The following is a 23,063-nucleotide window of genomic DNA, read 5'->3' on the forward strand; positions in this document are numbered from 1 at the left end:
CTAAATTATCAAAGATGCACTGACGCAAGACGTAATATTTCGTTCTGCGTGGTTGTTTTAGTGTCTACAATTCCGGCAACAAGGCCATTACTCATTACCAAAATACGATCTGTAATCCCTAACAACTCCGGCATTTCGGACGAAATAATAATGATTCCTTTCCCTTTCTTAGCAAGTTCAGCAATCAGCTGATAAATTTCAAACTTAGCACCAACATCGATTCCACGAGTTGGCTCATCCAGCATTAAGATTTCAGGCTGTGTTAATAACCAACGCCCGATAATAACTTTCTGTTGGTTACCACCAGATAGCGAACCAATGGAAGTACGGTGACCAGGTGTTTTTACACGCATTGAGTCAATTACCCATTGGGTATCACTTTTCATGCGTGAATTATCTAATAAGCCAACTTTATTTTTATAATTGCGAATATTAGAAATCAGCGAGTTAAAACCGATATCCAGATAAGCGTAAATCCCCGTCGAGCGACGCTCTTCAGTCACTAACGCAAAACCATGGTTAATCGCTTCATTCGCCGAATGGTTATTAATTTTTTTACCGTGCAGGTTAATGGTTCCGGCAGATTTCTCGCGGATACCAAATAACGTTTCAACGATATCAGTACGCTTTGCACCAACCAGGCCGGCAATACCGAGGATCTCCCCTTTATGCAAATCGAAGGAGACATCACGAATCGAAGGCTGACGCAACGAAGTCAAATTACGCACCTCCAAAATCACGTCACCCGGCACGTTCTCTTTTGTCGGGAAGCGTTGGTTCAGAGAGCGCCCAACCATCATGGAAATGATTTTGTCCATATCCAGCCCTTCTAATGGCTGGGTGGCAATCCATTGTCCGTCACGCAAGATGGTTATTTCATCACACAACTGGAAGATCTCTTCCATTTTGTGAGAGATATAAACAATGCCGCAACCACGTTCTTTTAATTTACGAATGATTTTGAAAAGGTGGTTAACTTCCTTTTCTGTCAGTGAGGATGTTGGCTCATCCATAATGACGATTTTGGCATTGTAAGAGAACGCTTTAGCGATTTCGATCATCTGCATTTGTGAAACTGACAACGTACCAACGCGGGCACGTGGGTCAATATCAATATCCAGTTCATCAAAGATATGTTTGGTATCACGGTACATTTTGTCTTGATCAACAAATACACCTTTAGTTGGGTAACGCCCCAGCCACATGTTATCCATTACGGTACGTTGTAAAACCAGGTTAAGTTCCTGGTGCACCATGGAGATACCATTTTCCAGCGCTTCTTTGGTGCTGGAAAAATTAACTTCATTTCCCTGAAAAAGGATGCTGCCGGAATCTTTGGCATAGATCCCAAAAAGACATTTTAATAACGTTGATTTACCAGCCCCGTTTTCACCCATTAATGCGTGAATAGAATGAGGACGGACTTTTAAATTAACATTATCCAATGCCTTAACGCCGGGGAATGATTTATTAATGTTGGTCATTTCCAACAAATATTCCGACGACTGATTTGTAATATTGTCGACCATAATTACGGTTCCAATAGTGTCACTGAGTGGATTGAGCCGAACGCAAATTACGTCCGACTCGACACCGTTAAAACAATATCCAAAATAATTCGAATTGCGCATAGGCGACAAGCTCGTGAATCCCCGGAAACTTACTCAAGTAAGTGACCGGGGTGAGCGAATGCAGTTAACGCATCAGCGGCTCGAAGTATGAAGAATACTTATTTACCCGTAAATTCAGCCAGGTTGCTTTGATCAACGCCGACATATGGGATACGAACGATTTTGTCTTCGATTTTCCACTTAGTGCCATCAGCGGCAGGCTTACCAGCAGCCAGGTTTTTAGCCAGGTCGAAGGTTGCTTTTGCCTGGTTGTTAGCATCGTTCAAAACGGTACCGGCCATTGCGCCAGATTTAACCAGTGCCAGCGCTTCTGGCAGGGCATCTACACCAAATACTGGAATAGAAGATTTGTTGTGCGCTTTGAGCGCTTCAACTGCACCCATTGCCATCGCATCGTTGTTGGCGATAACCACTTCGATTTTGTTAGCGTTCGGGCCAGACAACCATGCGTCCATCTTATCTTTCGCCTGAGCGGTATCCCACATTGCAGTATCTAACTGCAGCTGTTGGGTTTTCAGACCTTTATTATTCAACTCTTTGATAACGTAGGTAGTACGCGCTTCAGCATCCGGGTGACCTGGTTCACCTTTGAGCAGTACGAACTGAATCTGACCATCTTTGTTCAGGTCCCAGGCCGGGTTAGCTGCCCAATGTTTTGCAATCAGGTCGCCCTGAATGATGCCTGATTCTTTAGAGTCAGTACCGACGTAGTAAGCTTTGTCGTAGCTATCGAGCGCTTTACGAGAAGGTTCTTTGTTGTAGAACACGATTGGAATGTTCTGGCCGCGTGCTTTTTCGATAACAGTGCCAGCAGCAGCCGGGTCAACCAGGTTGATTGCCAGTGCTTTCACGCCTTTTGCCAACAGCACGTCAATCTGATCGTTCTGCTTGGACTGGTCATTCTGAGAGTCGTTCATCAGCAGTTCTACGTCTGGCGAAGCTTTTGCATCTTTCTCAATCGCTTTGCGAACCACTGACATAAAGTTATCGTCATATTTGTAAATGGTCACGCCAATACGGGTATCAGCTGCATGAGCGGCTGCGCCAAACAACATGCAAGACATAACGGCGGACAGGGTCAAAACCTTCTTATTCATGGTATCTCCGGTTTTTTTGCAGGGTAGTTCTTAGGGGTATTCAGGCAGGCAGCGTTGTTACAAAAACGTTACTGAATGCCGAAAATTTTTCTGTTCTAAAAAACTCTTCCGTGTTCAATAACGTTCCATAACAGCTTTTATTGATAGTTTTTTGCCGAATACCTATACGTAAACTGATTATTCACCGTTACATATAGTTTCAGCTGATAAGACGCTGACATCATAGTCATCGCATTGTTAATTAACTGTGAATTTACTCACAAATTGAAACCGGTTACATAAAAGACTTTTTTCAGAGAGTGATCGGTGCCGCAATTTGCCGTGGAGCAACAGAATGGCGGCGAACTAAAGTCGGCATAAAACAGTGTGTTGCACCATGATCGAGCGTTCCTGCCGCACCCTGTAATGCCAGTTCAGTGGCCAGTCTTGCCATTGAAACAATGGGATAGCGCACCGTTGTGAGTTGCGGATCGGTGTAACGCGCAATAGGAATATCATCAAAGCCAATCACAGAGACATGATGTGGCACGACAATGCCATTGTCTTTCAACGCAGTTAACGCACCTGCAGCCATGCTGTCGTTATAGGCAAATACCGCACTAAGTTGCAGATTGCGGCCTAATAACTCGACCATTGCCGCTTCACCACCTTGCATATCGGGTGAACCCACACCTACCCAGCTTTCGGGCGGTACGATCCCCTGCTCACTCATGCCTCGCAGCCATCCTTCCCGACGCTGCGCGTTATCTTCAATTGCATGGCTCGATGCCAGATAACCGATGCGCTGATGGCCTTGATTAAACAGCATTCTTGTTGCCATCAAAGCACCGCTGACATTATCCAGCCCGACACATCGATGTTCGTACCCCGGAACAATGCGGTTAACCAGCACCATGCCTGGAATGTGATCGAGGAACTCGGCCAACTCTTTATCACCAAGTGCTTTAGCATGAACAATCAATGCGTTACATCGTTGACGGATCAATACTTCAATAGCATGACGCTCTTTTTCTTCCTGATGGTAGCTGTTGCCAATGAGCACATATTTGTTGTGCTCCTGTGCCACAACATCCACCGCTTTGACCAATGCGCCAAAAAATGGATCGGAGACATCCATCACTACTACACCGATAGTATCGCTGACCTGCGTTGCCAGAGCCTGAGCGTTAGCATTCGGGCGATAGCCCAATTGCGCCACTGCCTGCATCACACTTTCACGGGTATCAGCACTGACCAGCGCGCTGTTATTGAGTACACGGGATACGGTCGCCACGGAGACGCCGGCGATTCGGGCAACGTCACGAATGGTGATCATATTTATCACCAGGCGAAGGAGGAATTAGTCTCATGAATGCACCCTGTATATGGCAAGGTGGCTATTCTGGCAGCGACTTGGGAATGACTACGTGAGGATGATCACATCAATGAAAACGCTTACATACATATCGTTAACGTTTGTGATGTATATCATTATCTTGCTGGATGCTTCAGTGATACCCCTGCAGCACGTGCGGTTAGTTGTCTCCAGAGCCACTCAACCGGCCCTTGACGGAAGTAACGCAGCCAGAGCATAGAGAATAAGATATTGATTGCCCAGACAAAAGGCACAATCCCCAACAGGCTCAGACGGTCAAACTTCATGAACCAGCCCATGCGGAAGAAGAAGGTGGTGCAAATAACTGTTTGCAGTAAGTAGTTCGACAATGCCATTCGCCCGACATGCGCTATCGCATTCACCAGACGCAAGCGCGACAACTGTGGCCAGTAGCCAAATGCGAGTGCTGCATAGCCAATCGTTTGAAAAGGTGCACTCAATTCCCGCGGTGCTTGCAGCAAGAAAGCGCACCAGCGATACATCCAGCCAAGGTGCCACTGGGCATAAATCGCAGGAATGTTAATTAGCATCCCAACCACAATCAGCCACACGCCAATGCGGCGATAATGATGCAGGCTAAATTCCCCTCGCAGCCAGCCACTGCGCATTAATGACGCGCCAATCAGCATCATCCCCGCCAGTTGCCAACCGTACTGCGCGCCCAGAGCAACGAGGTTTGATGAGAGCAAATCAATGCGATTGCTAATGGCCTCAGTCCCGCCGTTAAGCTTCCACCACTGCTCATACTGCAAATTTGCGGCATCGGGGATCCATGAGCGATTTGGTGCATCACCGGAAATAAATCCTAGCAATAACAGCACGCCAATACCGGTGAGATATAAGATAACGCCAGTATTAAATAATGAACGATTACCCGGCGCATCACGAATCAGACGCCAGCACACTAACCCCACTAAACCGTAGGCCAGCAAAATATCGCCATCCCAAAGGAAAATAGCGTGCATGAAACCGAGCAGAACTAATAACGTCAGACGTGACTGAATCCAGCGCTTGCCGCGATGTAATAACATCTGCAAACCAGCACCAAACAACAGAGCAAACAGAGTAAGGAATTTTACCTGGGCAAAAAGATCTAAAATCGCCCAGGTCCAGGCATCGTGGGCAGTAGCAGAGCCGGACCAGGCTGGATTAAGGTACGCCGCCTTCGGTAAACCGAAGGCCACGATATTAAGCATCAGGATGCCGAGAATAGCGACGCCACGGACAAAATCCAGCGTAACGTTTCTACTCATACATCCTACCTGGTTAATGTTAGTTATGGCGCACTGCGCGCAGGAATTCCTGGCGAGTATTCTGGCTGGATTTAAACAATCCACCCAAAGACGTGGTTGTCGTCGCACTAGTAGCATCCTGCACACCACGCGCTTTCACACAATAATGGACTGCATCAATAGATACCGCCACATTGTTGGTGCCAAGCAGGGTTTGCAGTGCAATCAGGATTTGCTGTGTTAAGCGTTCCTGAACCTGCGGACGCTGCGCAAAGAATTGCACAATGCGGTTAATTTTCGACAAGCCAATCACGGTGTCTTTCGGCAGATATGACACTGTCGCTTTACCGTCGATAGTCACGAAATGGTGTTCACAGGTGCTGGTGAGCGTAATGTTGCGCACGGTGACCATCTCATCAACCTTCATCTTATTCTCAATGACGGTGATCTTCGGGAAGTTAGCGTAATCAAGGCCGGAGAAAATCTCATCGACATACATTTTAGCGATGCGATGCGGGGTTTCCATCAAGCTATCGTCGCTGAGATCAAGATTCAGCAACTGCATGATTTCCGTCATATGCCCGGCAATCTCGCGTTTGCGGGTTTCGTTATCGAGCTCACGCAGTTGTGGGCGCAGTGGCGTTTCCAGGCCGCGTGCAACCAATGCTTCATGAACCAATGCGGCTTCTGGTCTTAGTGATGACATGTTATTTTCTCCTGCAGGTGTGGCTGACCTCGGCCCTACATGGGGCAAAGTGTGTGCTCATTGTGCGTGAGCACAGTCGCATAATCCAGTAGTGTGAACGTTAATTGCCCTAAATAATTATTGAAATCGTCAATACCTTCGCCAGACCAAACCGCCTGCGACTAATAAGGCCAAGCCCGCAACATATAGCGCAGGCTCAAGCTGTCCGGTGAGCGAGGTCGATAATGCCGAGAGCATTGGCCCAACTAACTGCCCCATCGCATAACCGGTAGTCAGTAATCCCGCCATATAACGGGTGTGTTCAGGTGCCAGTTCGCGTCCATAAAGTAGCGATAATTGCACCGCACATAAGAAGCCACCACCCACCAGCAGCGAACCTAAAACCAACCCGGTCATACCGGGAATCATATCTGAGGCGAATACCCCAAGCGCTTGTAACCACAAAACAAGTGCCAGGCGTTGATAGCTTTGCAATTTTTGACGCGCGGCAATGCCGAGCAAAATACCGCACACTGCCGCTCCGCCAAATATCGGCCAAACAAACTGCGCAAACGCGCTGCCAGGAAAACGTGCGCTGGCCATCTGCGATAAAAATGTGGCTGGCAGAATATAACCAAATCCAGCCAGACTATAGCTCCACACCAGGCGTTTAAGTTGCGGCGTTAATACCAATGGCTCAGGTGCCGTTTCCGGGCGGTGCAGCTCCCCTTTGCCCGGCAGGTTGCGGGCAATTAATGCAATAAACAGCAGCGCCAAAGCGCCATAAACAAGCCAGGCATAGCTTGCTGATAAGCCATAACTATGGATTGCCACCGCCATCAAACCGCTGATAAATATTCCAGCGCCAGGGCCTGCGAACACCGCAGCACTTAACCCTGGCTTACCTAAATGCGCCAGCTGCTCATTGCACCAGGCGGCGATTAACACCATCGCCCAGCCGCTGGCGCAACCAATCAGAAAACGAATCAACGCATGCCACAAGGCTGCATCCACGGTAGCAGAAAGCAGCGTCAGGATGACCGCTCCCCAGACGCCAGCGTGCAAACGCAACTCTACCCGCCGGTGTGCGCGCATGGCATCCCATGCGCCAGCAAGATAACCGAGGTAGTTAATCGCTGCTACCAAACCCACACTGGTTAAGGTAAGTTGCCCTTCAGTTATCATTAATGGGACTTGCGGTGTGAATGCAAATCGGCCAATGCCCATTGCAACCACCAACACCAGAAACCCAGTCAACGCGATACGTGCCGCCACTATCACCCCAAATGTTGCGATTTCGTTGCCAGCATGATGCCGCATGGCTAGACTGGGGAGAAGTGAAAGTTATTCATTGATCTTGAATATAATTAAGGGCCTCTGGATGGAACTCCTCGAAGAACACCGATGTTTTGAAGGCTGGCAACAGCGCTGGCGCCATGATTCTGCGGTACTGAAATGTCCAATGACATTCAGTATTTTTCTGCCAACTCCTCGCACCACACCTCCACCGGTTCTGTACTGGTTGTCCGGTTTGACCTGCAATGATGAGAACTTCACCACCAAAGCAGGAGCGCAGCGTGTCGCTTCTGAATTAGGGATTGTGTTGGTAATGCCAGATACCAGCCCACGTGGTGAAAATGTGCCGAATAATGAAAGCTACGATCTTGGTCAGGGTGCAGGTTTTTACCTCAATGCCACTGAACAGCCGTGGGCTGACCATTTTCGGATGTACGACTACATTAATGATGAGCTGCCAACGCTGATTGCCAATAACTTCAGCATCAGCGAGAAAGCCTCTATCTTTGGGCATTCAATGGGTGGCCACGGTGCATTAAGCATCGCATTGAAAAACCCAGGTCGTTATTGCTCCGTTTCGGCCTTTGCGCCGATCGTAAACCCAACGCGCGTGCCGTGGGGCCAAAAAGCCTTTAATGCTTATTTAGGTGCAGACGAAGAGAAATGGCGCGAATGGGATAGCTGCTGCTTGTTGATGCAGGCTGATAGTACCAACGCCATTCCAGTGCTTATCGATCAAGGTGATGCGGATCAGTTCCTTGCAGATCAACTACAACCGGCACAATTTGCTGAAGTAGCACGCCAGAAAAACTGGCCGTTAACGCTGCGTGTGCAGCCGGGTTACGATCACAGTTACTACTTTATTGCATCGTTTGTTGAAGACCATCTGCGTTTCCATGCAGAGCATTTGGCGTAATTAATGCCCTCACCCCGGCCCTCTCCCTGAGGAGAGGGTTAGGGTAAAATCAGAACGTGTAATCCACCGCAGCAAAATAACGACGACCATCTTCGTTGTAACTGTAATCGTCACGACTCAGATCTTTATCACCGAGGTTCATCACCCCTGCACGTAGCTTGATGCTTTTCGTCGCCTTCCACGCGGCACCTGTGTTCCACACTACATAACCACCAGGTGTTGGTGAGCCGTCGGTTGTAGCACGTTGCTCACCGGTATAGTTCGCGGAAACATAGAATGACCAGTCATCTAATGGTGCCCAATCCACCGTTCCGTTAGCAGTGTGGAATGGCAGAGATGCCAGCGGTTTGTTACCACCACCACTCAAATCACGGCCATCGTTATAGGTGTAGTTCAGTGTAAGTTTCCACTGCTCGCTGAACGGCACTTTCAACTCGGTTTCAACACCACGAACGCGTGCTTTATTAACGTTGTAGTATTTGAAGATTGGGCGGCCCGCACTGTCAAAACCAACAAAGTTTGGATACGACGGTGCCTGTGCACGGTTCGGTGTGCGATTGATATCAATCATATCGTCAAGGTTGTTCTGGAAGGTAGTGATGCTGCCTGAAATCCCGTCCAGCAAGCCTTCATCACCTGAGTAGTACAACCCTAATTCGAAGCTTTCACTGGTTTCAGGTTTCAGATCCGGGCTGCCGACAATCTTACAAGAGCCACGGCAAGAGTTACTGGTCCAGTCCGGGCTAAGTTGTAGTAACGATGGTGCTTTAAATGCCGTTGCCCAGCCACCTTTCATGGTGATGGTATCTGTCGCGCTGTACACGAGGTATGCGCGTGGGCTCCAGTGATCGCCGTAGGTTTCGTGATCATCCATACGCACGCCGGTAGTCAACGCCAGCGGTTCAAAAATTCGCCACTCGTCTTCTAAGAACAATGCATACTGGCTGGCAGACGTTTCAGAGCTATTGCCACCCGTGAGGTTTACCGGGTCTGACAGCTTATCGTGTCGCCATTCCCCGCCGAAGGTCAGTAACTGGTTAATTTCGCCCAATGGCAGAACCAGTTTGCCGTCGAGACTGTTATTGCGCGAGGTAATTGGCGAGCTATTGCCTGGGTTGAGGTTATCAATCTTATCGCCATAGAAACGCAGTTCGGTGTTGCCGTAATCCCAACGTCCATTATGGGAAATCGAGTAATCCTGGCGCTCCATGCGGTTTTTGTTCAGCGAATCCGAATCACGGTCCTGGCGGTCAAAACCATAACCAAAGCTCATGTCCTGGTTTTCTGTTGGTGTCAGGGCAAATTCAGCGCTGCCGCTACGGGTGGTAAAACCTTCAATACGCGGAGTTTCACCTGTTGCGCTAGTGCTGGAAGTCTCTTGTTTATCTTTCTCGCGCTTGCCGAGGTTGCCGTAAACTTTCACCCCAAGCAGATCGTCAATGATTGGGCCACTGGCAAAAAAGTTACTGTTATAGGAATCACCGCGATCGCGTTTTTCCTGAATGGTGGTATCCGCCGTTACGGTGCCATGCCAGGCTTTGCCAACTTTGCGCGTAATAATGTTCACCACACCGCCTAACGCATCCGAACCATAGAGCGAAGACATTGGCCCGCGCACCACTTCGATACGCTCGATGGCATCAACCGGTATCCAGTTAAGGTCAAAATCATTGTGGCGGAATACTGCGTTGCGCGAGTTCACCCGCTTGCCATCAACCAGAATCAGTGTGTAGCTGCTGTCCAGACCACGAATACTGACGCCCTGGCGGTTATCCCCTTCATTAGTGAGCTGCACGCCCGGGACTTCCTGCAAGACATCTTTCAAATTCTGGATCGGTTTCTTTTTCAGGTCTTCCTGGGTGATGACGCTAATACTGGCAGGAGCATCTTTGAGGTTTTGCTCAGTCGCAGAAGCAGTAACAACCATGGTGTCTTCGCGTTCTTCGGCAATAACCGGAAACGCAACACTGATTATCGACGCGCAAAGTCCTCCCCGGACGATGGGATTCAACCTTAACATTCCTTTCTCCATGAGGTGAATGGCAAACAAAAACGATGGATTGCGCTCACATTCCTTAATGCGTTGCTGGCTACTTTGGCAAACAACTGCGCGCTGTACTCATCGACATCCAGCCGTGGTAAAGCGTGGCGACACCATAAATTAAACGAGAATGGTTATCAATCAAATTGTTAATGTTTGTAATGTCTCGAAAGGGATTAATGCAGAAGGATGATGCGAGAAGGGATAAAAAAGGGCGCGATAATCGCGCCCTTCAAAGTTACTTTTTAAACGTTTTCGGGAACGTCATTTCTTCATACTTCACGAAACGAGTGCCTTTCGTAATCTTGTAGCCCCACCAGATTGCCAGGAACAATGGGATACCAATATAGGTAGCCGTTACGCCTGCCCAATCGATTTTATCGGCAAGAAATGCTTCGTAGTTCTGGCCGAGCGTGATGATCAGGCACAGTACGAAGGCAAAGATTGGCCCCAGCGGGAAGAAGCCAGAAACATACGGCAAATCGTTAAGACTAAGACCTTGTTTCACATAACCACGACGGAAACGGTAGTGGCTGATCGCAATACCTAACCAGGCGATGAAGCCAGTCATACCTGAGGTGTTAAGCAACCACAGATAAACTGTCTGGTTACCGAACATAGAAGTCAGGAAGCACAAGCCCGCTACAACAGTAGTTGCATACAGTGCGTTACGTGGCACACCGCCTCTGGAGAGCTTAGAGAAAATGCGTGGTGCTTTGCCATCGCAAGCCAGGGTGTAGAGCATACGAGTGGATGCATACATCCCGGAGTTACCCGCAGACAGTACCGCAGTCAGAATAACGGCATTCATTACCGCCGCTGCAGACAGCAGACCAGCATGTTGGAATACCAGTGTGAATGGGCTCACGCCGATATCTTTTACATCGTTACGCAGCAGGCTCGGATCGGTGTAAGGAATGATCAGGCTGATAATCAGAATCGCGAACACATAGAACAGCAGGATACGCCAGAACACCTGACGCACAGCACGTGGAATGTTCTTGCCAGGGTCTTCAGATTCACCTGCAGCAACACCAATCAGCTCAGTCCCCTGGAACGAGAAGCCGACTATCATCGCGACACCAATCATTGCGGAGAATCCACCAGCAAACGGCGCATCACCAATTGCCCAGTTGCTCCAGCCAGCAGGTTGCGCACCTTTAAAGATGCCGAGGATCATCATCAAGCCGACAATGATAAAGATGATAACCGTGGTCACTTTAATCAGTGAGAACCAGTATTCTGCTTCACCAAAGCCTTTAACAGAGATGTAGTTCAGCAAGAACATGATGCCAAGGAACAATGCACTCCAGATCCAGCCCGGGGTATCAGGGAACCAGTAGTTCATCACCAATTGTGATGCGACCAAGTCAACAGCGATAGTTACCGCCCAGTTGTACCAGTAGTTCCAGCCCAGTGCGAAACCGAAGCCTTCTTCAACGTATTGTTGCCCGTAAGTGGCAAAGGAGCCTGAAACCGGCATGTACGCAGCAAGTTCGCCGAGGCTTGTCATCAGGAAGTACACCATCAGACCAATCAGCATATAGGAGAGCAACGCGCCGCCAGGGCCCGCTTGAGAAATGGTTGCACCAGAGGCAACAAATAGCCCGGTTCCGATAGAACCGCCGATGGCGATCATCGTTAAGTGGCGCGCTTTTAACTCACGGCGTAAGCCTGGCACTTGTGTTGTCTTATCTTGAGAAACCATAGAAAATTGCGGTCCTTCGTAAAAATGAGGCGCGATTGTAACAAATCATCCTTGTTCATCTAGCAGAAATGCCGCGTTATAAGAGAGCTTCATGATCGGCACTCGATTATTAGCAAAACCTACGATGAGCAGCCCGGACTGGCTGAGACATGATAAATGACCGCAGCGTTGGGACTGCGCTACGAAGGCACATTTTATTCTTTTCTCCCACAGACCAGGACCTACGCCCGCGCGCCAGAAGTTTGCCGGGAGCATGGCCTTGCGCCGCTTCATTCCTCGCAGTAGCGTAAAAAGCGCTGCAACGCGTTAGAAATATGCTTTTGACGGTGATGGATACGGTACAGCGTGCGCGTTAACCGGGGCAACGGCACCGCAACTTCCACCAGCGTGCCGGACTCAAGCTGCTCGGCAATCACCCTACGCGACAAGCAGCTGATGCCAAGACCATGGCGCACCGCATGTTTAATCGCCTCTGAATTCCCCAGCTCCATCCCAAGATGAAACTGCGGCAGATGTGAAAGCAGCAGATAATCGACGATTTCGCGCGTACCAGAGCCTTTTTCACGTAAGATCCACGGCTGTTCAGCCAGGCTTTCCAGCGTGACGGGTTTCTGTAATAACGGCGCGTCTGGCGGCGCAAACACGACCAGCTCATCTTCCAGCCACGGCTCGGTCACCAATTCGGTCATATGGCTCGGCCCTTCAATCAGACCAATATCAACCCGGAAGTCGGCAACTGCGTTAATCACATCCTGGCTATTGCCAACGCTCATTTCCAGCGGGAGATTTGGAAAATCGCGGCGATAATGAGCAATCATTTCCGGCAGAATGTAATTGCCTATCGTGCTGCTGGCATAAACGCGAATAGCACCATTATCCTCTTTAAACAGTTGTTCGACTTCTGTTGCCTGTTCCAGCAACCCCACCACGCGCGGATACAGCAAACGGCCATGTTCATTGACAACCAGGCGCTTACCTACCCTATCGAATAATTGCACGCCTAACTGCCCTTCGAGGTCGGACAGCGCCGCACTTACCGCAGACTGAGACAACGCCAGCATTTGCGAAGCCTGAGTAGTAGAGCCGCTTTTGAGGACTTCAGCGAAGACTTCAAGTTGCCGCAGTGTGATATGCATAGTGGACACGCCTTAACACTTATTCAGATTGGTTATAAATATATAATCAATTTTATTTTTAAGCCACCAGGACTTACTCTTTTGCCAACACAAAGGAGAAGGTTATGGCTACGTTATCAATTCCCACTCATCGACATACATTGTGGCATTTCCTGCCAGGACTGCTGCTTGCAGGTGCAATTACTGCACTGGCGCTTTGGTTGGGGAATATTCCTTCCGTTGCAGGTCTTGGGCTCGGTGCCTTAACGCTCGCGATTCTGTGCGGGATGGTGATTGGCAACACGCTTTACCCGAAAATCTGGCAACACTGTGATGGCGGTGTATTGTTTGCCAAACAACATCTGTTGCGCCTTGGGATCATTTTATATGGCTTTCGACTGACGTTTTCGCAGATTGCGGATGTCGGCGCCAGCGGTGTCATCATTGATGTTCTGACACTCACCAGCACCTTCGCCCTCGCCTGCTGGTTGGGTCAGAAAGTGTTTGGCCTGGATAAACAAACCAGTTGGTTAATTGGTGCCGGCAGCAGTATTTGCGGTGCTGCGGCGATTCTGGCAACCGAGCCGGTTGTAAAAGCGGAAGCCAGTAAAGTCACCGTAGCGGTCGCAACGGTGGTGATTTTCGGTACGCTGGCAATCTTTATTTATCCAATGATTTATCCGTATGTTACACAATGGTTCACACCGGAGGCTTTTGGTATCTACACCGGTTCAACCATGCATGAAGTTGCACAAGTAGTGGCTGCAGGGCATGCAATCAGCCCTGAAACTGAAAATGCCGCAGTCATTGCGAAAATGCTGCGCGTAATGATGCTGGCTCCATTCCTGATTTTCCTGGCAGCTCGTGTCAAACAACTGGCTCCGGCGGGTCAGGCGCAGAAAAGCAAAATCACCATTCCATGGTTTGCGGTGCTGTTTATAGTGGTTGCGATGTTTAACTCACTGCACTTACTGCCAGCCTGGGCGGTCAATGCTTTGATAACACTGGATACTTTCTTGCTAGCAATGGCGATGGCGGCTCTGGGTTTAACCACTCATTTCAGCGCGCTGAAAAAAGCCGGTGTACGCCCGCTGCTGATGGCTCTGGTGCTATTTATCTGGCTGATTGTTGGCGGTGGCGCGATTAACCTTGGTATCCATCACCTGATGGCATAAAGAGGTACGGAAAATTACTGTCTAACCCGCTATCATTGTCCGTTTCCCGATAGCGGGTTTTGACAGGAGTAAGAATGATGAAGTTTATTGGCGCACATGTCAGTGCTGCAGGTGGTCTGGAAAATGCCGCAATTCGCGCGCACGAACTCGAAGCCACTGCTTTTGCCCTGTTCACCAAAAACCAACGCCAGTGGCGTGCAGCTCCGCTCACTGACGAAGTTATCAGCAATTTCAAACGGGCCTGTGAAAAGTATCATTACGGGCCTGGACAAATCCTCCCCCACGACAGCTATCTCATTAACCTTGGTCATCCGGTTGAGGAAGCGCTGGAAAAATCCCGTGAAGCCTTCATTGATGAGATGGAACGTTGCATGCAGCTGGGTTTAACGCTGTTGAACTTCCACCCTGGCAGCCACTTGATGCAAATCCCTGAAGAAGAGTGCCTTGCCCGCATTGCTCAGTCGATAAACATCGCGCTGGATAAAACCGAAGGTGTGACTGCGGTGATTGAAAACACAGCAGGCCAGGGCAGCAATCTCGGTTTTCGTTTCGAGCATCTGGCCGCGATTATTGATGGCGTAGAAGACAAATCCCGTGTCGGTGTGTGTATTGATACCTGCCACGCCTTTGCAGCGGGTTATGACCTGCGCACCGAAGCAGACTGCGAAAATACCTTTGCTGAATTCGAAAGAATTGTTGGGTTCGAGTATTTATGTGGCATGCACCTTAATGACGCGAAAAGTGCTTTTGGGAGCCGTGTCGACCGCCATAACAGTCTGGGTGAAGGCAATATTGGCCACACGCCGTTTGCCTGGATTATGCGTGATAACCGTTTCGATGGGATTCCGCTAATCCTGGAAACGACGAACCCGGATATCTGGGCTGAAGAGATAGCCTGGTTGAAAGCTCAGCAGCGTGAAACTGCCGAGGCATAGACAAAAAAAAGCTCCCAGCAAATGCAGGGAGCTTTAGAGTGATGACAAAATTTTAGGCCGTTTTAGCTGCTAACTCTGCTTCCGGACGTTTCAGGAAGGCATAAGACAGACCCGCCAGCAATGTTCCTGCAATTATCGCAATCAGGTAACCCACAACCGGGGTAATCGCACCTGGGATTAACAGAACAAACAATCCGCCATGGGGAGCCATCAGTTTAGCGCCTACTGCCATGGAGATTGCGCCAGTCACCGCGCCGCCAATGATACAGCAAGGAAGAACGCGCATTGGGTCACGCGCTGCAAACGGGATAGCCCCTTCGGTAATAAAGCACAGACCCAGAACCATCGCTGCTTTACCGCCTTCTTGCTGAGCTTTGTCGAATTTACGACGCGCAATAAATGTTGCCAGACCCATCGCCAACGGCGGCACCATACCTGCAGCCATAATGGCAGCCATCGGTGCGTAAGTTTGAGTGCTGAGTAACCCGACACCAAATGCGTAAGCCGCTTTGTTAACCGGCCCGCCCATATCAGTACACATCATACCGCCAAGGATTGCGCCCAACAGTACCGCATTCGCAGTGCCCATGGTTTGCAGCCAGTGAGTCAGACCTTCAAGGATTTTCGAAACCGGCGTACCGATCAGATAAATCATCGCCAGACCCACAATCAGGCTTGAGAACAATGGAATGATAAGGATTGGTTTCAGTGCTTCCATGCTTGGTGGCAGTTTCAGCTTAGTGCTAATCATCTTAGCAATGTAGCCTGCGAGGAAGCCCGCAATAATCCCGCCGATAAAACCAGAACCCGTACTCACGGCTAACATACCGCCGATAAGACCCGGCGTCAGCCCTGGTCGGTCAGCGATAGAAAACGCGATGTAACCCGCCAGAACCGGCACCATCAACGCAAAGGCTGAACCACCACCGATTTGCATCAATGCTGCGGCCAGCGTACCTGGCTCTTTAAATGCTTCGATACCAAAAGCGAACGACAGCGCGATACATAGACCGCCCGCGACCACCATCGGCAGCATGAAAGAAACACCGGTTAACAGGTGACGATAAGCGCCTGCCCCTTCTTTCTTCCCTTCTTTGGCGCTGGCAGCACTCTGCCCTGTCGCTTCGAAAGGTTTAGCCTCAACAACTGCTTTATCCAGTTCTTGCGCTGTTTTCTTCAGTGCCAGGCCTGTTGAAGTGCGATACATCGGTTTGCCCGCAAATTTTGCCAGGTCAACTTCGATATCGGCCGCAACAATAACCAGGTCGGCTTCCGCGACTTCCTCTGGTGTAATCGCATTACCTGCGCCAACGGAACCACGGGTTTCAACTTTAACCCACCAGCCGCGTTTTTTCGCTTCGGTTTCAATCGCTTCAGCAGCCATAAAGGTATGCGCCACACCCGTTGGGCAAGCGGTTACCGCTACAACGCGTTTCGGCCCTTTAGCCAACTCGACCGGTGCAGCACTCGCTGGAGCGGTATAAGGCTTCGCTTTATCTTTCGCTTCACCTAAAAACAGTTCCGGATGCTGAACTGCACGGTCAATATCACCCAGATAGACCTTTTTGCCATTCAGCGAACTATCGGCAGGAATAGCAGTTCCCACAACGATCGCCATTTCGGCATCGTTAGGATTGTCGATAATCTGCAAGCGCGCTTTTTGCGCGGCTGAACCCAGCAATGTTTTCGCAAGGTACGCACGAGCTTGCCCAAGACCTGGTTCGATAATCAGCAGCGTTTTCATAGTTCCTCTCCTGCTGTCAGTTAAATGGTTTCAGATCAACACGAGCCATCATGGCCGCCAGTTGAGTACGATCTGTAATTCCGACATTGCTCTGGCTTACCGCCAGCGCTGCCACTGCCGTCGCTAAACGCAGGGTATGTTCGCTGGATTCACGCATTAACAGGCCGTAGATAAGCCCGCCGACCATAGAATCCCCCGCACCAACGGTACTGACGACTTCGCATACTGGCGGTTTCGCTATCCACTCACCCGATGCGTTAACCCAAAGTGCACCTTCGGCACCCAGCGAAATCACCACATGAGCAATTCCTTGCTCACGCAGCGCGTGGGCGGCTTCAATCACATCTTTCATTTCTGGCAATTTGCGACCAGCCCAAATTTCCAGCTCGCGGCGGTTTGGTTTAACCAGCCATGGTGCGGCTTTCAGACCTGCGACCAATGCTTCGCGGCTGCTGTCGAAAATGATGCAAGGGCACTGGCTACGTAGACGCTTCATCCAGTCAGTGAAAGCATCAGGTGAAACGCCCGCAGGCAAACTGCCACTGACACACACCATGTCAAACTGACCAAGCCAGCTCAGGGAGTCAGCAACAAAACGCTCCCAATCTGCAGGAGTCACATCAAATCCTGAGAAATTAAAGTCGGTAACTTCGCCATCTTTCTCAGTCAGTTTTACATTGATGCGAGTACGGCCTTGCACCACCTGAAAACGGTTGGCAATACCCAATTCGCTGAACAGTTGCTGGAAACCATCCTGGTTATCTTTACCAAGGAACCCACCTACCGTGACATCGATGCCAAGGTCCTTAAGAACTTTAGCAACGTTAATCCCTTTACCCGCGGCATGCAGGCCCGTAGTGCGTACGAGGTTAACTTCACCACGTTCAACTTCCGGGGTGTAACCAACCAGATCGTAAGCCGGGTTTAACGTAATTGTTGCGACACGACGACTCATGCTGCCCCCTCACCAAGACCGGCAGCAACCGCTTCACCAATGGCTTTCAGCGCAAGTTCAGCATCGTCACCAGTTGCCGTAAAGCGCAGGTGGTGGCCTTTTTTCACGCCCAGAGCGACGACTTTCATCAGGCTGCGACCATTGGCTGGCTTCCCGGTTCCATCAAGGTTTGTCACGGTAATCTCGCTATTAAATTGTTTAATGGTATTCACCAGCACCGTACCAGGACGGGCGTGTAGACCATGTTCATTGCGAATCTGGAAATCTGCACTCAGGCTATTTTGTTCCGCTGGGACATCAGTGGTCAGCAGCGTCAGCAACCCAGGCGCATCAGCATTCAGCAAACGGTCAGCATTGTTGTTTATCAACATATCACTCAGGCGATTGAGAACTTGCAAGGGCTGGTCGTCGGCCACTGCAACCGTCATCAACAGCGATACCGGTTGGCCGTCAGCTTCAAAAGCTGATACTGGGCGGCTGATTGCCACAGCACTGGCAAGGTTGCCTTCGGTGCTGTCGTTAAGCCAGATTCCCTGCCCGAGATAGAGTGGTTTGCTGGAAACTACGTGGCTTACAAAAGCTGAGTTGGCAGCACCCGCCTGTTTAATGCGCCCGGCATTTAAAGCCTGAAGCGTCATCAGGTCGGTGGCGGTCACATCTAACGCCAATAATGAGTTATCAAACAGCAAAGATGCAGATTGTTTTTCGCCCATCAGCAATGCGCGAAGCTCTTCTGCTGAAGTAGCGGTTTTGAGTTGTTCAGCAACTTCGTCATCACTGAGCACATGTGTCAGCTGGCGCAGCAAACCAAGGTGTTCGTCAGAACGAGCGGCAATGCCAATCACAACGTAAGCTTTTTGGCCTTCACCCCATTCAATTCCTTGTGGGAACTGGAATACCTTCACGCCGGTTTTCAGTACCAGATCGCGGGTATCGGTAGTGCCATGTGGGATGGCAATACCATTACCCAAGTAAGTGGAGGTTTGCAGCTCGCGAGCCAGCATACCTTCTACATAGCCAATACTCACGTTCCCTGCCTGCGCGAGCGCAGCGGCAACCAGACGTATGGCTTCTTCTTTATTTCCGGCACTTACACCCGGATGAATATCCTGCACAGATAACTGGAACATGGTTCTCCTCTCCTGCTGAATTGAAACGATTCAGCTGCAATGAGAAAAAATGCGCCATCCCACTCCTGAAACTAAATAAGACGACGCTGAAACGTTTCAAGTAGTGTGGAGAACCTCCGCGATTCAGGCAAGATATGTTGTATTTTCGTTACCGGAATTTAGAGGTTACGCACATTTTTTCTCCCATCCAAATCGAAAAAGTGAGCAGCATCACGTTACGTTCAGCACAAAATTTAAAAGCGTCAGCTTTTGCTGAACATAACCAGGAACAGCGTTTTAACTTTTCGTGTCGCTTTTGATTTGAACAACTGTTTATTTCCAGGCAAGGCGCGTAAACTCCGCGCGTTCATTGACCACCCGACACTGAGAGCATGCAAAACTCCCCCATAGCAGCAACACGCAAGCCCCTTGACTTAACTTCTTCCGCCTTTTTGATTGTAGCTTTTTTAACCGGAATTGCGGGGGCGTTACAAACCCCAACTTTGAGCCTGTTTTTAACGGAAGAGGTACATGTTCGTCCTGCGATGGTAGGTTTCTTTTTTACCGGCAGCGCTGTCATCGGTATTTTGGTCAGCCAGTTTCTTGCAGGGCGCTCTGATAGAAAAGGCGATCGTAAATCGCTTATTTTTGTCTGCTGTTTGTTAGGCGCGTTAGCCTGTGTGCTGTTTGCGTGGAACCGTAACTATTTTGTGTTGCTGTTTGTCGGTGTTTTCCTCAGCAGCTTTGGTTCCACTGCTAACCCGCAGATGTTTGCCCTGGCGCGCGAACACGCTGACCGCACGGGCCGTGAAGCGGTGATGTTCAGCTCAATTTTGCGGGCGCAGGTCTCGCTTGCATGGGTGATTGGCCCACCTATCGCTTACGCACTGGCTTTGGGTTTTGGTTTTACCACCATGTATCTGAGCGCGGCCTTTGCATTTGTGGTTTGCAGCGTGATGGTACGGCTGCTCCTGCCATCAATGCGTAAAGAGGTAGTAACTAAATCCACCACACTTGAAGCTCCGCGTCGTAACCGCCGTGATGCCCTGCTGCTGTTCGTTGCCTGCACCATGATGTGGGGCTGTAACAGTCTCTACATCATTAATATGCCGCTTTACATCATTAATGAATTGCATCTGCCAGAGAAGCTGGCGGGAGTGATGATGGGAACAGCTGCCGGGCTTGAGATCCCAACAATGCTTATCGCGGGCTATTACGCCAAACGTTTCGGTAAGCGTTTTCTAATGCGCATTGCAGGAGTCGCAGGCCTGATGTTCTACATTGGCATGCTGACGTTGCATAACGAATTCATGCTGCTGGGCCTGCAACTGCTGAACGCTATTTTCATCGGCATTCTTGCGGGTATTGGGATGTTGTATTTTCAGGATTTAATGCCAGGACAGGCGGGAGCGGCTACCACGCTATATACCAATACGACGCGTGTTGGCTGGATTATTGCTGGATCGATGGCAGGAGTAGTCGCCGAAATCTGGAACTACCACACCGTGTTTTATATCGCGCTTGGCATGATTGCTATCACCGCTTATTGCATGGTGAAAATTAAAGACGTTTAAGGGGCTGTCGCGGCTTCAAAATAAATCAAATAATCCATGGCCTGCTGGCGCGTCGTGCCGCACATTTCCATGGAGGCTTGCAGACTCGCGCAAACCTTAGGCCTTAGTGGCGACAGAAAGATTTTACAACGCATATCTGCGCCCAAGCTGAACACATGGAGTATCAGCCCTGTAGTGTATTTTGAATCTATTACCAACATGCTCAGATGGGATAGATATCGGCACGTTACCTCCTCTAATAATGGTCTGGTTTGCTCTCTTAAATTGACTCATTAGCTCGGGAACTTCTGCCACAGCAAGCCAAAATGCTTCCCTGAACCGGTCAAAGTTACTGAGTTTTTTACCCCGCAATTTATCTGCAACCTGCGCTGGTACGGGAGCTCCCAGATCTGTACTGGCAGCTTCCAGCCATTTACCTGTTCCCGATAACACCTCACCTTTCCCGGCCGCTGTTCCCGGCTCATCCCTCGCAGACTTGAGATAAACATAAATCGGTTTAACCCATGAATCCGCAGGAAACACCAGTATATAGTCGTTGAAATTCTTCTCATCCGGGAACGGTGGCATGGTGCTCTCGCCTGGTTTTCCGGGATCGGGTTGACCAGTATGGTGGCTGATCAAGGGCCGGAGCCGCACCACCAGTTTGCGCGCACCCGTTGCCGGAATGTAGAGGGCGGAATACAGTACTCAAACCCAGACAACCATCGGGTTCGCAGCCAGCATCCCGCCCACTCGAGTCATTACGCCGACTGTCGTCTATGTTACCTGTGCGCGTATCGCCACTTCGGTGCCATCGATCAGCGGTGTGTGCCAGCCGAGAGTGTCACCGGCATACGGTTTTGCCATCCTCAACCACAGGTACGCATAACCCGGCTCGCTGTTATTACGATCGAAATCCAGCTTCGAGCGTCGGAATCACCTTACCCTGCGGCTCCAGCACCTGGCCGGGGCTGAGCTGCGAAGCGTTACTGAACAGGTGGATGCGGGCGTAGAACGCACTGCTTTCCGCTCCTGGTCGCTGTCATCCCCGGCTTCCCGATACGGAGCGCTGTAATGATATTGTTCACCCGTTGTCACCGCGTCACTGTGCACCGACACGTTGACATCCAGCGGCGTGGTGGCGGTGCGGTAGTTGTAATCGCGCATCGCGGCACTGCCGCTCACCACATTGTGCCAGGTGCGCACGTCCTACACCGATTCTGCCGCCCCGTCAAACAGGCCCGACGGCTCGCTGTACGGCAGGCGCACATCAAACCGGTAACCCAGTTGGCTGTCGGCAAAAATAAGCGTCTCCTGCTCCGTCGCCGCCTGCATCTCTGAGCGGAACCAGATACCCACTTCCGCCAGCAGGCGCTGGACAAACTCAAGATCCGTTTCCCGCCACCGGGTGATAAGCTTCGATTAAAGTTCTGTCATCAACGGTAATAACCCAAGATCCAAAAGTTTTATTTCTATGTCGTTAGCTTTACCTATATGTTCTTTATTATTCCCATCGAATATTTCTTCGGTTGAAACAATAATTGTTCCTTTTTGTTTTTCACCATCCATAACTGGGACAACTCTGGCAGCCTCGGGAATTAATTCAGGCAAGAGCACATGAGGGATATATAGCATCCATCCTACACTTAACCGATCTGGGAAAACATTTTTATCAAAGAAACGATAACCTTTGCTATCAGCATTAATATATGAGCAATCTAAATAACATGCAATATTTGTGATTAGTTCAATAAAACGTTCCACATCAATGTTTTCGTTTTGAGACACCAAATGCAATTCAACATCAGCCCGATTAATTTGATCAAAAAACATTTTCCGATAATTTATTGAACTACTGAAATCACCTTTACCATCCCAGATACTTTCAACAAAAAGAGGAGAATCCTTTTTATATTTTCTTTCCCATTTCAAATATGTATTTTCACTAATTCTATTTTTCTCAAATGCTATGCGTGACAAAGCTTGTTTTTTCGAATACCCAGTTTCATACCATTCATAGCATTTACCAAGTAAACCATTTGATTCTATTACCAAAAATGAAAACTGTTCAATGATTTTTTCAAAAGTAATGTTCCCTGAACCAACTCTAAAAGAATAATTAACTGACATATCAATATTCATAATTATGGTTCCCAACGAACTATAATGTCATGCATACTTTGGAAAATGACTGTAAAGTATTTAGCACTTATGGGTTGCATGAAAATCCACATAACTTTCAAAGGGGGATTGACGGTTGCAACTGCCTGATGTCGAGCAGCTTGTTTAATCGCACTGGTGTCACCAGTCCACCATTCTTTTTTTCGTCCATCAGCCCTGAAAAACTGATCATACCGCGCCTTAGCCTCCCAGAACTGGCACAACTTATCCTTCCAGCCATCAAATGAGACACCGCAGTACTTAAACTCCTGGATCTGCTTCGTTTCTGGATTATAAAATGTACCGCAGACCCGTGTCTGGTAACTGATAGTCACC

General features: G+C 49.5%; 18 protein-coding genes and 3 pseudogenes. 4 read left to right on the forward strand and 17 right to left on the reverse strand.

Features of this window, described 5'->3' with window-relative positions; genetic code table 11:
* Positions 1-8: 8 nt before the first annotated feature.
* The 6 genes from mglA to M979_RS10510 form a co-directional block, all read right to left on the reverse strand.
* Complete coding sequence (gene mglA / locus M979_RS10485; RefSeq protein ID WP_034458645.1) at positions 9-1,529, reverse strand: galactose/methyl galactoside ABC transporter ATP-binding protein MglA; 1,521 nt, start codon at positions 1,527-1,529, stop codon at positions 9-11.
* Positions 1,530-1,729: 200 nt separating this feature from the next.
* On the reverse strand, positions 1,730-2,728 hold the full coding sequence (gene mglB / locus M979_RS10490) for a galactose/glucose ABC transporter substrate-binding protein MglB (RefSeq protein WP_034458647.1): 999 nt from the start codon (positions 2,726-2,728) through the stop codon (positions 1,730-1,732).
* Between the two features lie 292 nt (positions 2,729-3,020).
* Positions 3,021-4,043: an HTH-type transcriptional regulator GalS gene (galS, locus tag M979_RS10495; RefSeq protein ID WP_064554897.1), complete on the reverse strand. Its 1,023-nt coding sequence runs from the start codon at positions 4,041-4,043 to the stop codon at positions 3,021-3,023.
* A gap of 155 nt (positions 4,044-4,198) precedes the next feature.
* Positions 4,199-5,356: a DUF418 domain-containing protein YeiB gene (gene yeiB, locus M979_RS10500; RefSeq protein ID WP_064554898.1), complete on the reverse strand. Its 1,158-nt coding sequence runs from the start codon at positions 5,354-5,356 to the stop codon at positions 4,199-4,201.
* A 19-nt stretch (positions 5,357-5,375) separates the two neighbouring features.
* Positions 5,376-6,041: a GTP cyclohydrolase I FolE gene (gene folE, locus M979_RS10505; protein ID WP_034458653.1), complete on the reverse strand. Its 666-nt coding sequence runs from the start codon at positions 6,039-6,041 to the stop codon at positions 5,376-5,378.
* A 129-nt stretch (positions 6,042-6,170) separates the two neighbouring features.
* Entirely contained in the window at positions 6,171-7,295 is a 1,125-nt protein-coding gene (locus tag M979_RS10510; RefSeq protein ID WP_064554929.1) for a YbfB/YjiJ family MFS transporter, read from the reverse strand.
* A gap of 106 nt (positions 7,296-7,401) precedes the next feature.
* Here M979_RS10510 and fghA point away from each other — a divergent pair, with 106 nt between their 5' ends.
* Positions 7,402-8,232, forward strand: coding sequence for an S-formylglutathione hydrolase (fghA, locus tag M979_RS10515; RefSeq protein WP_064554899.1), 831 nt, complete (start codon positions 7,402-7,404; stop codon positions 8,230-8,232).
* Positions 8,233-8,281: 49 nt separating this feature from the next.
* On the opposite strand, the gene cirA is transcribed toward fghA, so the two are convergent.
* The 3 genes from cirA to yieE form a co-directional block, all read right to left on the reverse strand.
* Positions 8,282-10,252 carry a catecholate siderophore receptor CirA gene (gene cirA, locus M979_RS10520; RefSeq protein ID WP_064554900.1) on the reverse strand — a complete coding sequence of 657 codons (1,971 nt, stop codon included), beginning with the start codon at positions 10,250-10,252 and terminating at the stop codon, positions 8,282-8,284.
* A 259-nt stretch (positions 10,253-10,511) separates the two neighbouring features.
* Positions 10,512-11,981 carry an amino acid permease gene (locus tag M979_RS10525; protein ID WP_064554901.1) on the reverse strand — a complete coding sequence of 490 codons (1,470 nt, stop codon included), beginning with the start codon at positions 11,979-11,981 and terminating at the stop codon, positions 10,512-10,514.
* A 269-nt stretch (positions 11,982-12,250) separates the two neighbouring features.
* Complete coding sequence (gene yieE, locus M979_RS10530; RefSeq protein WP_064554902.1) at positions 12,251-13,117, reverse strand: DNA-binding transcriptional regulator YeiE; 867 nt, start codon at positions 13,115-13,117, stop codon at positions 12,251-12,253.
* A 104-nt stretch (positions 13,118-13,221) separates the two neighbouring features.
* On the opposite strand from yieE, the gene M979_RS10535 reads away from it, so the two are divergent.
* Both M979_RS10535 and nfo read left to right on the forward strand, forming a co-directional pair.
* Positions 13,222-14,271 (forward strand): YeiH family protein, encoded by a 1,050-nt coding sequence (locus M979_RS10535; RefSeq protein WP_034458663.1) that lies wholly within the window; start codon positions 13,222-13,224, stop codon positions 14,269-14,271.
* Between the two features lie 77 nt (positions 14,272-14,348).
* Positions 14,349-15,206 (forward strand): deoxyribonuclease IV, encoded by an 858-nt coding sequence (gene nfo, locus M979_RS10540; RefSeq protein ID WP_064554930.1) that lies wholly within the window; start codon positions 14,349-14,351, stop codon positions 15,204-15,206.
* A gap of 52 nt (positions 15,207-15,258) precedes the next feature.
* Here the strand turns inward: nfo and fruA are convergent, their stop codons facing one another.
* From fruA to fruB, 3 genes are read right to left on the reverse strand one after another with little or no spacing between them, the layout of a single operon-like run.
* Positions 15,259-16,950, reverse strand: a complete 1,692-nt coding sequence (gene fruA, locus M979_RS10545; protein ID WP_034458665.1) for a PTS fructose transporter subunit IIBC — start codon at positions 16,948-16,950, stop codon at positions 15,259-15,261.
* A 16-nt stretch (positions 16,951-16,966) separates the two neighbouring features.
* Positions 16,967-17,905 carry a 1-phosphofructokinase gene (fruK, locus tag M979_RS10550; RefSeq protein WP_064554903.1) on the reverse strand — a complete coding sequence of 313 codons (939 nt, stop codon included), beginning with the start codon at positions 17,903-17,905 and terminating at the stop codon, positions 16,967-16,969.
* Complete coding sequence (fruB, locus tag M979_RS10555) at positions 17,902-19,035, reverse strand: fused PTS fructose transporter subunit IIA/HPr protein (protein ID WP_034458669.1); 1,134 nt, start codon at positions 19,033-19,035, stop codon at positions 17,902-17,904. The genes fruK and fruB overlap by 4 nt, the downstream gene beginning before the upstream one ends.
* A 371-nt stretch (positions 19,036-19,406) precedes the next feature.
* On the opposite strand from fruB, the gene setB reads away from it, so the two are divergent.
* Positions 19,407-20,588 (forward strand): sugar efflux transporter SetB, encoded by a 1,182-nt coding sequence (gene setB, locus M979_RS10560; protein WP_064554904.1) that lies wholly within the window; start codon positions 19,407-19,409, stop codon positions 20,586-20,588.
* Here the strand turns inward: setB and M979_RS23605 are convergent.
* The 5 genes and pseudogenes from M979_RS23605 to M979_RS23800 form a co-directional block, all read right to left on the reverse strand.
* Positions 20,585-20,756, reverse strand: a pseudogene (locus M979_RS23605) (YkgJ family cysteine cluster protein); the annotation flags it as partial. The gene setB and the pseudogene M979_RS23605 sit on opposite strands and share 4 nt — an antisense overlap.
* Positions 20,757-20,816: 60 nt before the next feature.
* A pseudogene (locus M979_RS23960) lies at positions 20,817-21,155 on the reverse strand (S-type pyocin domain-containing protein); the annotation flags it as partial.
* A gap of 207 nt (positions 21,156-21,362) precedes the next feature.
* Positions 21,363-21,986: pseudogene (locus tag M979_RS23010) on the reverse strand (contractile injection system protein, VgrG/Pvc8 family); the annotation flags it as partial.
* A 3-nt stretch (positions 21,987-21,989) separates the two neighbouring features.
* Entirely contained in the window at positions 21,990-22,709 is a 720-nt protein-coding gene (locus M979_RS10570) for an Imm52 family immunity protein (protein WP_245164717.1), read from the reverse strand.
* A 2-nt stretch (positions 22,710-22,711) separates the two neighbouring features.
* The gene (locus tag M979_RS23800; RefSeq protein ID WP_245164719.1) at positions 22,712-23,062 is read right to left on the reverse strand and encodes a Tox-REase-5 domain-containing protein; all 351 of its coding nucleotides are present in this window, start codon (positions 23,060-23,062) and stop codon (positions 22,712-22,714) included.
* Position 23,063 lies beyond the last annotated feature (1 nt).

Source organism: Buttiauxella noackiae ATCC 51607 (assembly GCF_001654865.1).
GTDB classification, from domain to species: Bacteria; Pseudomonadota; Gammaproteobacteria; order Enterobacterales; family Enterobacteriaceae; genus Buttiauxella; species Buttiauxella noackiae.

Excerpts from the sequence above, each read along its gene's own strand:
- mglA (WP_034458645.1), bottom strand. The coding sequence starts at position 1,529 with ATGGTCGACAATATTACAAATCAGTCGTCGGAATATTTGTTGGAAATG.
- yeiB (WP_064554898.1), bottom strand. The coding sequence starts at position 5,356 with ATGAGTAGAAACGTTACGCTGGATTTTGTCCGTGGCGTCGCTATTCTC.
- galS (WP_064554897.1), bottom strand. The coding sequence starts at position 4,043 with ATGATCACCATTCGTGACGTTGCCCGAATCGCCGGCGTCTCCGTGGCG.
- nfo (WP_064554930.1), top strand. The coding sequence starts at position 14,349 with ATGAAGTTTATTGGCGCACATGTCAGTGCTGCAGGTGGTCTGGAAAAT.
- cirA (WP_064554900.1), bottom strand. The coding sequence starts at position 10,252 with ATGTTAAGGTTGAATCCCATCGTCCGGGGAGGACTTTGCGCGTCGATA.
- fruA (WP_034458665.1), bottom strand. The coding sequence starts at position 16,950 with ATGAAAACGCTGCTGATTATCGAACCAGGTCTTGGGCAAGCTCGTGCG.
- M979_RS10570 (WP_245164717.1), bottom strand. The coding sequence starts at position 22,709 with ATGAATATTGATATGTCAGTTAATTATTCTTTTAGAGTTGGTTCAGGG.
- folE (WP_034458653.1), bottom strand. The coding sequence starts at position 6,041 with ATGTCATCACTAAGACCAGAAGCCGCATTGGTTCATGAAGCATTGGTT.
- fruB (WP_034458669.1), bottom strand. The coding sequence starts at position 19,035 with ATGTTCCAGTTATCTGTGCAGGATATTCATCCGGGTGTAAGTGCCGGA.
- yieE (WP_064554902.1), bottom strand. The coding sequence starts at position 13,117 with ATGCATATCACACTGCGGCAACTTGAAGTCTTCGCTGAAGTCCTCAAA.
- M979_RS10535 (WP_034458663.1), top strand. The coding sequence starts at position 13,222 with ATGGCTACGTTATCAATTCCCACTCATCGACATACATTGTGGCATTTC.
- M979_RS10525 (WP_064554901.1), bottom strand. The coding sequence starts at position 11,981 with ATGGTTTCTCAAGATAAGACAACACAAGTGCCAGGCTTACGCCGTGAG.
- mglB (WP_034458647.1), bottom strand. The coding sequence starts at position 2,728 with ATGAATAAGAAGGTTTTGACCCTGTCCGCCGTTATGTCTTGCATGTTG.
- fghA (WP_064554899.1), top strand. The coding sequence starts at position 7,402 with ATGGAACTCCTCGAAGAACACCGATGTTTTGAAGGCTGGCAACAGCGC.
- setB (WP_064554904.1), top strand. The coding sequence starts at position 19,407 with ATGCAAAACTCCCCCATAGCAGCAACACGCAAGCCCCTTGACTTAACT.
- fruK (WP_064554903.1), bottom strand. The coding sequence starts at position 17,905 with ATGAGTCGTCGTGTCGCAACAATTACGTTAAACCCGGCTTACGATCTG.